The 12,463-nt window shown below is 57.7% G+C and carries 13 protein-coding genes; 5 read left to right on the top strand and 8 right to left on the bottom strand.

Annotated features, from left to right (window positions below; genetic code table 11):
* Nucleotides 1-366 precede the first annotated feature (366 nt).
* Nucleotides 367-1,188: an HDOD domain-containing protein gene (locus ADIMK_RS12035; RefSeq protein ID WP_036188303.1), complete on the bottom strand. Its 822-nt coding sequence runs from the start codon at nucleotides 1,186-1,188 to the stop codon at nucleotides 367-369.
* Nucleotides 1,189-1,274: 86 nt separating this feature from the next.
* Between ADIMK_RS12035 and ADIMK_RS12030 the strand changes: the two genes are divergently transcribed.
* The gene (locus ADIMK_RS12030) at nucleotides 1,275-1,925 is read left to right on the top strand and encodes a tRNA-uridine aminocarboxypropyltransferase (protein ID WP_036188300.1); all 651 of its coding nucleotides are present in this window, start codon (nucleotides 1,275-1,277) and stop codon (nucleotides 1,923-1,925) included.
* Between the two features lie 47 nt (nucleotides 1,926-1,972).
* Here ADIMK_RS12030 and secB read toward each other — a convergent pair whose 3' ends face one another.
* From secB to ADIMK_RS12015, 3 genes are read right to left on the bottom strand one after another with little or no spacing between them, the layout of a single operon-like run.
* Nucleotides 1,973-2,428 carry a protein-export chaperone SecB gene (secB, locus tag ADIMK_RS12025; protein WP_036188297.1) on the bottom strand — a complete coding sequence of 152 codons (456 nt, stop codon included), beginning with the start codon at nucleotides 2,426-2,428 and terminating at the stop codon, nucleotides 1,973-1,975.
* A 14-nt stretch (nucleotides 2,429-2,442) separates the two neighbouring features.
* A complete protein-coding gene (gene grxC, locus ADIMK_RS12020; RefSeq protein WP_036188294.1) occupies nucleotides 2,443-2,718 on the bottom strand; it encodes a glutaredoxin 3 in 276 nt (91 codons plus the stop codon).
* Complete coding sequence (locus ADIMK_RS12015) at nucleotides 2,718-3,131, bottom strand: rhodanese-like domain-containing protein (protein ID WP_036188291.1); 414 nt, start codon at nucleotides 3,129-3,131, stop codon at nucleotides 2,718-2,720. The genes grxC and ADIMK_RS12015 overlap by 1 nt, the downstream gene beginning before the upstream one ends.
* Nucleotides 3,132-3,319: 188 nt before the next feature.
* On the opposite strand from ADIMK_RS12015, the gene gpmI reads away from it, so the two are divergent.
* The 4 genes from gpmI to ADIMK_RS11995 are packed head-to-tail and all read left to right on the top strand — an operon-like array spanning nucleotide 3,320 to nucleotide 8,164.
* Complete coding sequence (gene gpmI, locus ADIMK_RS12010) at nucleotides 3,320-4,870, top strand: 2,3-bisphosphoglycerate-independent phosphoglycerate mutase (RefSeq protein ID WP_036188289.1); 1,551 nt, start codon at nucleotides 3,320-3,322, stop codon at nucleotides 4,868-4,870.
* 16 nt (nucleotides 4,871-4,886) lie between these two features.
* The gene (locus ADIMK_RS12005) at nucleotides 4,887-6,023 is read left to right on the top strand and encodes a murein hydrolase activator EnvC family protein (protein ID WP_036188286.1); all 1,137 of its coding nucleotides are present in this window, start codon (nucleotides 4,887-4,889) and stop codon (nucleotides 6,021-6,023) included.
* Between the two features lie 22 nt (nucleotides 6,024-6,045).
* Nucleotides 6,046-7,353: a S41 family peptidase gene (locus tag ADIMK_RS12000; protein WP_051692899.1), complete on the top strand. Its 1,308-nt coding sequence runs from the start codon at nucleotides 6,046-6,048 to the stop codon at nucleotides 7,351-7,353.
* Between the two features lie 4 nt (nucleotides 7,354-7,357).
* On the top strand, nucleotides 7,358-8,164 hold the full coding sequence (locus ADIMK_RS11995; protein WP_051692898.1) for a divergent polysaccharide deacetylase family protein: 807 nt from the start codon (nucleotides 7,358-7,360) through the stop codon (nucleotides 8,162-8,164).
* On the opposite strand, the gene ADIMK_RS11990 is transcribed toward ADIMK_RS11995, so the two are convergent.
* The 4 genes from ADIMK_RS11990 to ADIMK_RS11975 form a co-directional block, all read right to left on the bottom strand.
* Nucleotides 8,148-9,344 carry a CynX/NimT family MFS transporter gene (locus tag ADIMK_RS11990; RefSeq protein ID WP_036188283.1) on the bottom strand — a complete coding sequence of 399 codons (1,197 nt, stop codon included), beginning with the start codon at nucleotides 9,342-9,344 and terminating at the stop codon, nucleotides 8,148-8,150. The genes ADIMK_RS11995 and ADIMK_RS11990 overlap by 17 nt on opposite strands.
* A gap of 166 nt (nucleotides 9,345-9,510) precedes the next feature.
* Nucleotides 9,511-10,116, bottom strand: coding sequence for a nucleoid occlusion factor SlmA (slmA, locus tag ADIMK_RS11985; protein WP_036188281.1), 606 nt, complete (start codon nucleotides 10,114-10,116; stop codon nucleotides 9,511-9,513).
* 9 nt (nucleotides 10,117-10,125) lie between these two features.
* Nucleotides 10,126-11,031: an acetylglutamate kinase gene (gene argB, locus ADIMK_RS11980; protein WP_036188278.1), complete on the bottom strand. Its 906-nt coding sequence runs from the start codon at nucleotides 11,029-11,031 to the stop codon at nucleotides 10,126-10,128.
* A 33-nt stretch (nucleotides 11,032-11,064) separates the two neighbouring features.
* On the bottom strand, nucleotides 11,065-12,453 hold the full coding sequence (locus ADIMK_RS11975) for a phosphomannomutase/phosphoglucomutase (RefSeq protein WP_036188276.1): 1,389 nt from the start codon (nucleotides 12,451-12,453) through the stop codon (nucleotides 11,065-11,067).
* Nucleotides 12,454-12,463 lie beyond the last annotated feature (10 nt).

Genomic DNA, 12,463 nt, shown 5'->3' with positions numbered 1-12,463 from the left:
GGTCATCGCCAGGCACCTAATATGAAAAAAGGGTCACCCGTTGGGTGGCCCTTTTTTTATGTTTGGCGCGAGGGACTCGCTGTGCACTACAAAAGGGCCCATGTGACCACGCCTGTACCGCAGGTACGGCGGGGAGGCGCCACAGGCGTCCCGAAGGGATCCCAAGCACTGCTTGGGACCTATTGTAGGTCATCGCCAGGCACCTAATGATCCCGAGAGGGAGTGAAGAACCCCGGTACCGAAAGGTGCTGGGGTTTTTTGCGTCCGGGGCGGGTGAGATGTGTTGGAACAAGCGATGGGCAGAGCATTTCCAAACAGGGTCTTTGGTGACACCACATCCTTGTGTCGAAGCTTGATAGCCCGTCGTCAGGCACCCATGTTTTCGAGAATCTGCTCCTTGAAGTTCAAATAGTCGACATCGCAGGTGGAGAGAAAGCTCAGGGCGGGTTGTAGGTGGGATAGCTCCTGCCTGGGTGATATACGCCAGTAATAGCGGTACTCGGTACTGATGTCTTGAGCCAGCGCCAAAACGGCTAACAAGTGGCGGGTGAGTTCGTCGGTTTCAACGCTATCGTTCATGACCTCGGTGATCCTAGGTTGCAAGCGGATGGCGTCAGCAACGTGTTGTGGTAGAAACCAGCGTTCCGCCATTCGGGCGCCTATCTGGTAGTGGCTGAAGCCGAATTGTTCTACTTCAAGACGTTCAAATTCGGCCGGCTCCAGATTGCCTGCTTGAGTGAGAAAAGAGCGATAATCGGGGAACGCTTGGACCATAAGGGGTAGGCCGCAATCGTGCAGCATGCCAAGGGTGTAGGCATCGTCCTTGCTGAGGTCTGTTAGCTCCTCTGCAACGCGTATGGACAGCTGGCTAACATCGCGCGCGGTATCCCAAAAACGCTCCAGGCGGCCCGTTTTTTTGAGGGTGTTGCGCATGATGGTCAAACGCACGAGGCTGAATACGCGCTCAAGCCCCAATAGGCTTAGGGCTCTCTCGATAGAGGTGACCGTAACGGCGAGGCCGTAATAGGGGCTGTTTACCGCTTTCAATATGGTGGAGTAGAGAGCAACGTCCGCCTTCAGTAACTCAGCTATTTTCCCCAGATTGGGTTCGTCAGCTTTGAATTCGGTTGCGAGATCAATGAGGATCTCCGGTTGTGGCGGGATAAGCGTACTAAAACTCCGTTCCATTAAAGACCTACGAGGGTTGTGCTTGTCGAAAAGGGAAAAGCCAGTATAGTGCCGCCTAGATCTATTTTCAGCAGGTTGTTGTCCAAGTGTTAGAAAATCCCCCGAGAAGGCCTTACCTCGCACGAGGGGCGGGCGTGGAGCGCTGTGATGAGTGCAGGCTCCCCGTTGATAGCTGTATTTGTGAGCATCGAGACGAGGTGAAAGCTCGCTGCCAGTTTTGGCTACTGACCCACCATAACGAGTTTTACAAACCCACCAATACCGGACGACTGATAGCGCACTCTATTGCCCAGACGCAGATATTTGAGTGGTCTCGGCTTGATCCACCGCAGGCGTTGCTTGATGCGCTGGCAGATCCTCGATATGCACCATGCATCGTCTTTCCATCAGGTGAAGATTACGCACACAGGATGATTGATGTTGTCGACGGTGGTAATGACCGAATTCCGGTATTCATCATCCTCGACGGTACCTGGAGGCAGGCGCGCAGAATGTTCAGGCACAGCCGTTATCTGCAGCACTTGCCAGTGATCGAGCCGAAAACAGAGCGGCTTTCCCGTTATGCATTGCGGCGCTCGAAAGTAGAGGAACATCTGTGTACGGCGGAGGTGGCAATCGCCTTATTGGAACAATTTGGCGAGACCGTCGCTGCAAGTCATCTAGAGCGGTATTTCGACCTTTTCAACGGTGGCTATTTCGAATCACGACGGAAGTGGGATAAAGCTGAAGGGGTGTGAGGATCTGCCGGACCGGGCGTTAAGCCTCGGTCCGGGGCGGGGCTGGCTTAGTGGGTTTCTCCACCGTTGGCCTGTGCCTGCTGCAATTGCTGTGCATAGAGAGCGTCGAAGTTGACCGGAGCCAGCATCAGTGCCGGGAAGCTGGCCTTGGAAGCCAGGTTGTCGATCGCTTCGCGCGCATAGGGGAACAATAGGTTGGGGCAGAAAGCGCCGAGTGTGTGCTTGGCTTCTGCTTCACCCAATCCTGCCAGCAGGAAGATGCCGGCCTGCTGTACTTCTACCAGAAAAGCAGCTTCGCCTTCATTTTTTACAGTCACGGTCAGGGACAACACGACTTCGAAGTGCTGTTCATCCAGAGAGGTGCTGCGGGTGTTGATGTCGAGGTTGACCTCTGGCTGCCAGGCTTTGGTGAACACCTGGGGCGCGGCTGGTGTTTCCAGCGAAGCATCTTTCAGGTAAACGCGCTTGAGTGCGAACTGAGGTTGAGTCTGATTCTCGGACATCGGTTTTTTCCTTTTTAATTGATAGCTTGGCTGGTTTCTGCCAGTAAGGTGTCCAACTGGCCCTGTCGCTCTAACGCGAATAGGTCATCACAGCCACCGACGTGTGTATTACCAATGAAGATCTGCGGCACGGTATGTGACCCGTTGGCACGATCACGCATTAACTGGCGCAGTTCAGGGGCGCTGTCGACGTCAATGACGGTGTAGCTGACGCCCTTATGATCGAGCAACATGCGTGCCCGGTGGCAATAAGGACACCAGCGAGTCAGGTAGATCTCTACGTTTGGCATTATTTGACGACCGGCATGTTTTCGCCGCGCCATTCGGTCATGCCACCTGAGAGGCGGACAGCTGCGTTGAAGCCTGCTGCTTTGAGTTTCTTGGTCGCGGCACCCGCTGTCTGGCCAAGATTGCAGACCACGATGATCGGCGTGTCCTTGTCAGCCTTGAGTTCACCAATGCGGCGATCAAGATCGGCCAGGGGAATGTGAAGTGCACCGGTGATGCGGCCGGTATCCCACTCTTTCTTCGAGCGGATATCCAGTACGACGGCACCTTCCTTGTTGATCATGCGTGTCGCTTCCGCCGGAGAGACCGAACGGCCCGACTTTCGATTCTCGGTCCACAGAAGCATCGCCAGCGTTAAACCCCAGGCTGCGATGAGATAATAGTGTTGGGTGGCAAATTCAATCAGACGATCCATAACAAGTCCGTAAGCAGAGGGCTGTTAAATAAGCGGCCAAGTATACATGGGCAACGTCCGGGGGATAAGCTTTGCCTAGGAAAATGCGCGTTACGGGCCGCTCTGAGGTACACTAGCGAGATTAACTCTATGCTGGGGAATAGAGTGCATATTCCCGAAATAAACTAATTTAAGATCGTATCTGACCCATGACTGACGCACGTTCCACCAAGGCTTTGATCATCCTCGACGGATTTGGTATCGAGTCCACCCCCTCCTCCGCTATTCAGGCCGCGAATACGCCGACCTGGGATCGTTTGCTGGCATCCAAGCCCAATAGCCGTATCCACACATCGGGCCTTGCCGTCGGCTTGCCGGACGGGCAGATGGGTAATTCTGAAGTCGGGCACATGAATATCGGTGCAGGGCGCATCGTTTACCAGAACCTGACGCGCATCACCAAAGCGATCGAGGATGGCGAGTTCTTCGAGAATCAGGTTTTGGTAGCGGCGATGGACAAGGCGATCAAGGCCGGTCGTGCCGTGCATCTGTTAGGGTTGCTCTCACCCGGCGGTGTTCACAGTCACGAAGATCATATTTTTGCGCTTGCCGAGATGGCCGCCAAGCGCGGAGCGAAAGCGATTTACCTGCATGCCGTGCTTGATGGCCGGGACATGCCGCCGCGCTCTGCAGAGCCCTCCATTGCGGCCGCGGAAGCCAAATTCCGTGCGCTTGGAGTGGGTGCAATTGCCACTGTAGTGGGCCGCTACTACGCCATGGACCGCGATAACCGCTGGGACCGTGTCGAACTGGCCTATAACGCGATGACATTGGGCGAGGCGCCGCAACGCGCGCAGTCTGCCCAGCAAGCACTGGCCGAGGCGTATGTACGTGACGAGAACGACGAGTTTGTAACCGCCACCGTCATTACCGATATGGCCGGGCACCCGAAAGGTACCGTGCAGGACGGCGACACCGTTATCTGCGCCAACTTCCGCCCGGATCGCTCACGCGAGATCACCCGTTGTTTCGTCGAAGAGGCTTTTGATGGCTTCGAGCGCAAGGCGTGTCCGGCACTGGCCGATTACGTGATGATGACCGAATATGCCGCCAGCATACCGGCTAGCTGTGCCTACCCTCCGGCGAAGATCCATAACGGGCTGGGCGAGTATCTGGCAGGGCTGGGCAAGACCCAATTACGTATCGCTGAGACAGAGAAATATGCCCACGTGACCTTTTTCTTCAACGGTGGTGAAGAGGCGGTATATCCCGGCGAAGAGCGTATTCTGGTGCCTTCGCCGCAGGTTGCCACGTACGATCTGAAGCCGGAGATGAGCGCACCTGAGGTTACGGATAAGCTGGTCGAGGCGATTCTGAGCCGTAAATTCGATCTGATTGTCTGCAACTTCGCTAACGGCGATATGGTTGGCCATACCGGCAAATTCGACGCCGCCGTGAAGGCCGTGGAAACGCTGGATCAGTGCCTGTCGCGCGTATTGGCGGCGATGGCTGAGGTTCAGGGTGAGACGCTGATTACCGCCGATCACGGCAACGTCGAACTGATGGTCAATCCGGACAGTGGTGAGCCTCACACATCCCACACCAGCTGGCCGGTGGCACTGATATACGATGGCCCGCGCGCGGAGCAACTGAGCCTGGATGACGGAGCGCTGTGTGATCTTGCGCCGACCCTGCTTGATCTGCTCGGTCTCGAGGCGCCGGGCGAGATGACCGGCAAAAGTCTCGTTCACCTGAGCTGAAGGTGCCTGCCACCGCATGCGTTCACTGCTGACAGTTCTGTTTCTGGTGTTGTCGCTGCCCTTGATGGCGGCGACCGACGCGGACAAACAGGCGACCGAGGCCCAGATTCAATCGCTCAAGCGGGAGATTGGTCAGCTGCAGAAAGGTATCGAGCAGCAAAAGGGTGAGCAGAAAAAACAGGAGCGGGCGCTTCGCGACAGCGAGAAGCGCATTGGCGAGGTCAGTGCACAGTTAAGCGCGCTGAATGATGAATTGGCTGGGCTGGATGCCGACCTCGGTACGCTCAATGAGCGCGAGGCGGCGCTTGAACAGCAACTCAAGGCCAGTGGCCAGCGTGTGCAGGAGCAGTTGCGAGCCCAGTATCGCGAAGGTCGCCAGCCTCAGTTGCAGCTGATGCTCAGCGAGCAGGATCCAGCGCGGGTTGAACGTCTGCTGTATTACTACGATCAACTCAATGCGAAATTGATTGAGCAGCTCAAGGTCTATCGGACACAGCTCGAGGCTCTTCAGTCGACCCGGACTCAGGCCGCTACGACTAACGAAAAGATAGTGCAGAAGCGGGCCGAACTTGAGCAGCAGAAGCAGGCGCTATCCAGTGCACGGGAGGCGCGAGCGGCCTCTCTTGCCAAGATCAAGGCATCCTTGCAAGAGGACAGGCGCAAGCTGGCCGATCTGGAATCCAATCGCAAGCAGCTGGAGTCGTTGCTGGTTAAGATCGTCGAGTCGATCAAGCGTGCTCGACTGGAAACCGCGGATCAGGCGTTTGCGACGCTCAAGGGCAAGTTGAACTGGCCTGTTGATGGCAAGCTTGTTCGTCGCTTCGGCGATAAGGTAAACGGTCTGTCCTACGAGGGTGTGCTTATTCAGTCCGGAACGGGACAGGAAGTGCATGCCGTTCATGGTGGGCGTGTCGTCTTTGCCGATTGGCTACGGGGGTACGGTCTGCTGTTGATTATCGATCACGGCGACGGTTATATGAGTTTGTATGGACACAACCAGAGTTTGTTGCGCGAGACGGGTAGCTGGGTTCGCCCCGGAGCGGTCATCGCGACCACCGGTGAAAGCGGTGGCTATGAGCAGGCGGGGCTCTACTTCGCCATTCGCCACGGCGGCCGGTCAATTGATCCGGGCCAGTGGCTGTCACGCCGTTGAACATCACCTCAAGGATATCGCTATGAAGCTGATCTCTGATCTGAAACACACCTCTCTTCTGCTCGGGTTAAGTGCGCTGCTGTTGGTACCCATACAGGGGCGGGCGGCCGATGTCGAAGACACCGGACAGCAGGAAGCGGTTCAGGGCCTGCCCCTTGAAGAGCTGCGTATGTTTGCCGAAGTCTACGGCCGGATCAAAGACGCCTATGTCGAGCCGGTGGATGACCGGGAGCTGCTGCAGGACGCCATCCGGGGCATGTTGGCGGGGCTGGATCCGCACTCCAGTTACCTCGAGCCCGACGCGTTTGACAGCCTGCAGGTGCATACCAGTGGCGAGTTTGGTGGACTCGGCATTGAAGTCGGCATGGAGGATGGCTTCGTTCGTGTGATCGCCCCCATAGATGACACCCCTGCACAACGTGCTGGCATCAAAGCCGGTGACCTGATCATCAAGATAGATGACACGCCGATGCAGGGGCTTGGCCTTAACGATGCGGTGGACATGATGCGAGGAGAGATCGGAAGCGAGATCCGGTTGACGATCGTGCGTGACGGCGTGGAGAAGCCATTCGAGGTTAAATTGGTGCGCGATGCGATCAAGGTGGTCAGCGTCAAACCCAAATTGCTTGAGCCTGGCTACGGCTATGTGCGCATCACCCAGTTCCAGCTCAATACCGCCGATGATCTTCGCAAGGCACTGGTGGATATGAGTGAAGAGACTCAGCTCAAGGGCCTGGTCCTGGATCTGCGCAACAACCCCGGTGGGGTGCTTCAGGCTGCGGTCGATGTGGTCGACACCTTTATCGATAAGGGCCTGATCGTATACACCGAGGGGCGCCTGCCCAGTTCGCAGCTGGAGTTCAGCGCGACCGCCAAGACGCCGGAGCCGGACCTGCCGCTGGTAGTACTGATAAACGGCGGTTCTGCATCGGCATCGGAGATCGTGGCCGGTGCGTTGCAGGACCATCATCGCGCGGTGCTGATGGGCACCGACAGCTTCGGCAAAGGTTCTGTGCAGACCGTGTTGCCGTTGGGCAACGACCGTGGACTGAAACTCACGACCGCCCGCTACTTCACCCCCGAAGGACGCTCGATTCAGGCGCAGGGCATACAGCCTGACCTGGTGGTCGAGGAGGGGCGTCTGACCTCGGTGGTCCATGAAGACTTCATCAAAGAGCGGGATCTCGCAGGTCATCTGGAGAACGCCGCCGCTGTTGAACAGGTGACTAATGGCGATGAAGAGCTGGCCCAGCGTGACTTCCAGTTGTATCAGGCGGTGAATTTGCTGAAGGCGCTCAATATCGTCTCGACAGGATCTCAAGGCGGCTAAAGGCGTGCGCTCTGTCCTGATAGTGCTGCTGACATTGCTGGTCAGCAAGTTGAATGCGGCACCTTTGGAGCCGTGGCAGCAGATGGGACCGCGAATGGTGCTGATCATCGACGATGTCGGCACCAATCTGGCCTTGGGTGAAGCGGCTTTGGCCTTGCCGGGGCCTGTTACTTATGCCGTATTACCCCTGACTCCACACGCCCGACACCTGAGTGAAGAAGCCTCTAGAATGGACAAAGAGGTGATTCTGCACGCGCCCATGGCGAACCTTCATCACCTCAGGCTAGGACCGGGTGCGCTGACACCGGAGCAAAACAAGCAGGAGCTGCAAGCGACACTGCGTGAGGATCTTGACGCGGTACCTGAAGCGATAGGCGTCAATAATCACATGGGTAGCCTGATGACCCAGAAGTCCGAACAGATGGATTGGGTAATGGAGGTGCTGCGTGCGCGCAAGCTTTTTTTCGTCGACAGCAGGACGACGGCGCAAACCAAAGCCTATGACAGTGCGATGAATGCCGGTATACCCGCACTCAAACGAGATGTGTTTCTGGATAACGAGCGCACGGCCGAGGCCATTGGTGAACGCTTCCTGCATGCGGTCAAACTGGCCCGCACCAAGGGCAGTGTCGTGGTGATCGGCCACCCTTACCCCGAAACGCTCACGTTTCTCGAACAGGCACTGCCTGAGCTTGGCGAGTACGGCATCAGTCTGATGTCGGCATCGGCCTATCTCAACGAACAGGCAGATGCCGTGCGCCGCCAGCAAGCCTGGACGCGTGCGCAGGCACCACTTAAGAGCGTCCGATAGTGCCCGGCTTACCCGCGACCAGTCCCGCCAAACATTGCAGTACCTGCAACGCCAGCAGCAAGGCGACAGCATAGAACCAGCTGCCGCTGAGGTCGTTTAACGTGCCAATAACCAGCGGACCTGCGGCTGCAATCATGTATCCCACAGATTGTGCCATTGCCGAGAGCGAGACCGCCTCGATAGTGCTGTTGGTGCGCAGTGCAAAGAGCGTCAGCGATAGACTAAGTGCCGCACCGCCACTGATACCGATCAGCGATGCCCATAGCAGCGGGGCTTGGGAAGGCGCCAGCAGCAAGCCGCCCAGCCCTGCCATTGCGAGGACAGCGATGGCGAGCACCAGCAACCGCTGATCCTTCATGCGGGTGGCTAACAGGGGGGCTGCCAGGCTGGCCGGAATCCCCGCCAGATTGACCAGCGATGTGGCAACCCCTGCATGGGTATCGCTCAGCCCGTTGTCGATCAGCATATTCGGCAGCCAAGTGATGATCGAATAGAAGAAGGTGGATTGCAGCCCCATGTATCCGGTTACCGCCCACGCCTTTGTGTTACGCCACAGGTTGATCCGATCGGTCTGTGGCGGTTGGTAACTGCGTGTGTGCACTCTTAGCAGATACAGCCAGGGTAGAACACACAGCGGTGGAACAATGGCCCAGAGCGCCATGGGGGCCCGCCAGTTGTCGAATAGATCGCGAAGGGGGATCGCAAGGTACACACCGAGGCCGGCGCCGATGCCCAGTGTCACCGTGTACAGGCCGGTCATGACGCCGGGGTGGCGCGGAAAATAGCCTTTGACCAGACCGGGAATCAGCACATTGAGCAGTGCAATGGCGGAGCCCAGCAGCAGGGTGCCGATCAGGATCAGGCTGAATGTCGAGGTCATGCGCAGCAGCGCACCGGCACTGATCAACAGTAAGCCAATGATCACCAGCTGGGGCGGCTCAAGTCGGCGAGCCAGCGCCGGAACCATAGAGGATACAATGCCGAAACAGATCAGCGGCAGTGTTGTCAGCATGCTGAATTGACTGGCGCTGAAACCAAGGCCGGTGCGGATATCCTCTACCAGCGGGCCAACAACTACGATGCCGCCTCGCAGGTTGCTGGCGGTCAGCAGTATAGCGGCGATGGCAATTGCAAATGCCAGGGGGCGACCATCAAATGGGCCTTTGAATGGCTCCGACATCTCTGCTCCTTGCTTCCTTCCGGAGGTGTACTCTTGTAATAGGTCGCCAAGAGTAACCGGTATTACATTTTTTCGGTAGGGCCGCGGACGATTTGGTGCATAGCGATACGGTGGGAAGCACGGGGATAAAAAAAGGCACCCGAGGGTGCCTTCGTCTGCGTAGACCTTAGCCCTGCCGGAACAGGCCTTGGGCCAGGCGTGTCCATTGCTCTGGCCAGAACTCGGTCGGTCGGCGCTTGAACTCGCTGCGTACGAACTGGCGGATGCGTCCTTCCGCTGTAGCCAGAATCAGATTGGCTGCTGATCCTGCAGGGATCTCAGTGCGCAGGCCCTCTCGGACCTCGGCTTCTCTCATGATCTGCTTGAGTTGGGTTTCCAGCCGCTCGAACAGCTGGTTGACCCGTGTCCTCAGGCGCTCGGTTTCGCCGGAGAGCGCATCGCCGGTCAGGATGCGGGCCATGCCCGGATTTTTTTCTACGAAGGCCAGCAGCAGCGTGAGGATCTGCTCGCACTGACGTTTCCCGCTGGCGTCTGAGCCCGCGATCAGGTTGACGCGTGAGAAGAGGGTATCTTCGATAAACCCGATCAGGCCTTCGAACATACGCGCTTTGCTCGGGAAGTGGCGGTACAGTGCCGCTTCCGAGACGCCGACTTCGCGGGCCAGCGCGGCGGTCGTGATGCGCTGCCCAGGGTTGACCTCGAGCATCTGGGCCAGAGACTGCAGGATCTGCTCGCGACGCGAGACCTTCTGTTCCAGCTGTTTTTCGCTCATCCGCCGTCCTTAGCCTAGGCTCTTGTTGGTGATCAGAGTACCGACACCGACATCGGTGAAGATCTCAAGCATGCAGGAGTGTTCGACGCGGCCATCGATGATATGGGCGCTGTTCACGCCGCTCTTCACTGCGCTGAGGGCACAGCCGATCTTGGGCAGCATGCCGCCATAGATAGTGCCGTCCTCGATCAGATCGTCCACCTGACGGGTTGAAAGGCCGGTCAGAACCTTACCCTCCTTATCCATAAGGCCGGCGATATTGGTCAGCAGAATCAGCTTCTCGGCCTGCAGAACCTCTGCCACCTTGCCTGCGACCAGATCGGCGTTAATGTTGTACGAGAGTCCCTTTTCGTCGACGCCGATCGGTGCAATCACCGGGATGAAGTCGGAGTTGACCAGCATATCCAGCACCTTGACGTTCACCCGCTCGACTTCGCCGACATGGCCGATATCGATAATCTCAGGCGCTTCCATCTCTGGGGTCTTGTGCTTGACCTTGAGCTTGCGTGCACGCAGCAGCTCACCGTCCTTGCCGGTCAGGCCGATCGCCTTGCCGCCGGCGGCGTTGATCAGGCCGACAATCTCCTTGTTGACCATACCGCCGAGCACCATCTCGACTACGTCCATGGTGGCTTCGTCGGTGACGCGCATACCGTTGATGAAGTGTGACTGGATATTCAGCTTATCCAGCAGATCGCCGATCTGCGGACCGCCGCCGTGCACGACGATCGGGTTGATACCGATCAGTTTCATCATCACGATATCGCGCGCGAAGCTGGCCTTGAGCTTCTCGTCGGTCATGGCGTTACCGCCATATTTGATTACCAGTGTTTTGCCGACGAAGCGCTGGATATAGGGCATTGCTTCGGACAATACATTGGCGGTGGAGATCGCCTGGTCTCGGGTCAGGGGCATTGTGACTTCCTCTATCTGTGTTGTGGCGCCGGCTCAGTCGTGGGGGATATCAAGGCTGGCGTCAACGCTGTGCAAACGGGTCTGAAATTCGTTTCGGATACGCTCGAGAGCCGTTTCTGTCTCTGCTTCGAAGCGTAACACCAGCACCGGTGTCGTGTTCGAAGCGCGAACCAGACCCCAGCCATCAGCATAGTCGACACGAACACCGTCAATACGGCAGGCCTCACCGTCCGGGAAATCGAGTTGCTGCAGGGCTTCGACGATCTGGAACTTGTTCTCTTCGGTCACCTCGATATTGATCTCAGGCGTGCTCAGATCCTCCGGGTACGCACTGAAGATGGCATCGGCACTTTCCGAACGCTTGGCCAGTATTTCGAGCAGACGTACAGCGCTGTAGAGACCGTCATCGAACCCGTACCAGCGTTCCTTGAAGAAGATATGGCCACTCATTTCGCCGGCGAGCAGCGCCCCGCTTACTTTCATCTGGCGCTTGATCAGCGAATGTCCTGTTTTCCACATGGTCGGTTTGCCACCCGCCTTGGCGATAACCTGTGGCAGCAGGCGAGAGCATTTAACATCGAACAGGATTTCGGCACCGGGGTTGCGGGAGATCACATCCTCGGCGAACAGCATCATCACACGGTCGGGATAGACGACTTTGCCTTTTTCGGTGACAACGCCGACGCGGTCGCCATCGCCATCGAAGGCGAGACCAAGGTCGGCACCGGTTTCGGCAACCTTGGCGATCACGTCCTGCAGATTTTTCAGCTTGCCCGGATCCGGGTGGTGGTTGGGGAAGGTGCCATCCACGTCACAGAACAGTGGGATGATCTCAACGCCAAGGCGTTGAATCAGCTCCGGCGCCAGAATACCGGGGATACCGTTACCGCAGTCCACTACCACCTTGAGCGGGCGGCTGACATGCACATCGCCGGCGATGCGTTGCAGGTAGGCTTCTGCAACATCCTCTTCGCTGAGCGAGCCCTTGCCATCGGTGTAGGCGCGCTGCTCGATACGCGTGCGCAGGCTCTGAATCTCATCACCGGACAGCGTGTGTCCGGCGAGCATCATCTTGAAGCCGTTGTAGTCGGACGGGTTGTGGCTGCCGGTGATCATGATGCCGGTCTGGTGAGCACGCTGGTGGGCGGCAAAGTACAGCACCGGTGTCGGCACATACCCGATATCGATGACATCGCAACCGCCGTCGCGCAAACCTTCGGTCAGCACCTCCTTCAGACGCGGGCCGGACAGTCGGCCGTCGGCGCCGACGACAACCTCGCCGATCCCCTGCTCATGGGCACTGGCGGCAAAGGCGCGGCCCAGATGGTAGACCAGCGGTTCGGTCAGCGATTTACCGACGATGCCGCGAATGTCATAGGCGCGGAAAACGCCGGTGTCGAATGTATCCAGATCAAAGCTCATTGCAGGCTCC

This window comes from Marinobacterium lacunae (assembly GCF_000705555.1).
Classification (GTDB): Bacteria; Pseudomonadota; Gammaproteobacteria; order Pseudomonadales; family Balneatricaceae; genus Marinobacterium_D; species Marinobacterium_D lacunae.
This window is presented reverse-complemented; position numbering and strand designations above follow the sequence as displayed.

What these genes read in the sequence shown, in the direction of transcription:
- ADIMK_RS12035 (WP_036188303.1), bottom strand. Translation starts at nt 1,188, where the DNA reads ATGGAACGGAGTTTTAGTACGCTTATCCCGCCACAACCGGAGATCCTC.
- secB (WP_036188297.1), bottom strand. Translation starts at nt 2,428, where the DNA reads ATGTCCGAGAATCAGACTCAACCTCAGTTCGCACTCAAGCGCGTTTAC.
- grxC (WP_036188294.1), bottom strand. Translation starts at nt 2,718, where the DNA reads ATGCCAAACGTAGAGATCTACCTGACTCGCTGGTGTCCTTATTGCCAC.
- ADIMK_RS12015 (WP_036188291.1), bottom strand. Translation starts at nt 3,131, where the DNA reads ATGGATCGTCTGATTGAATTTGCCACCCAACACTATTATCTCATCGCA.
- gpmI (WP_036188289.1), top strand. Translation starts at nt 3,320, where the DNA reads ATGACTGACGCACGTTCCACCAAGGCTTTGATCATCCTCGACGGATTT.
- ADIMK_RS12005 (WP_036188286.1), top strand. Translation starts at nt 4,887, where the DNA reads ATGCGTTCACTGCTGACAGTTCTGTTTCTGGTGTTGTCGCTGCCCTTG.
- ADIMK_RS12000 (WP_051692899.1), top strand. Translation starts at nt 6,046, where the DNA reads ATGAAGCTGATCTCTGATCTGAAACACACCTCTCTTCTGCTCGGGTTA.
- ADIMK_RS11990 (WP_036188283.1), bottom strand. Translation starts at nt 9,344, where the DNA reads ATGTCGGAGCCATTCAAAGGCCCATTTGATGGTCGCCCCCTGGCATTT.
- slmA (WP_036188281.1), bottom strand. Translation starts at nt 10,116, where the DNA reads ATGAGCGAAAAACAGCTGGAACAGAAGGTCTCGCGTCGCGAGCAGATC.
- argB (WP_036188278.1), bottom strand. Translation starts at nt 11,031, where the DNA reads ATGCCCCTGACCCGAGACCAGGCGATCTCCACCGCCAATGTATTGTCC.
- ADIMK_RS11975 (WP_036188276.1), bottom strand. Translation starts at nt 12,453, where the DNA reads ATGAGCTTTGATCTGGATACATTCGACACCGGCGTTTTCCGCGCCTAT.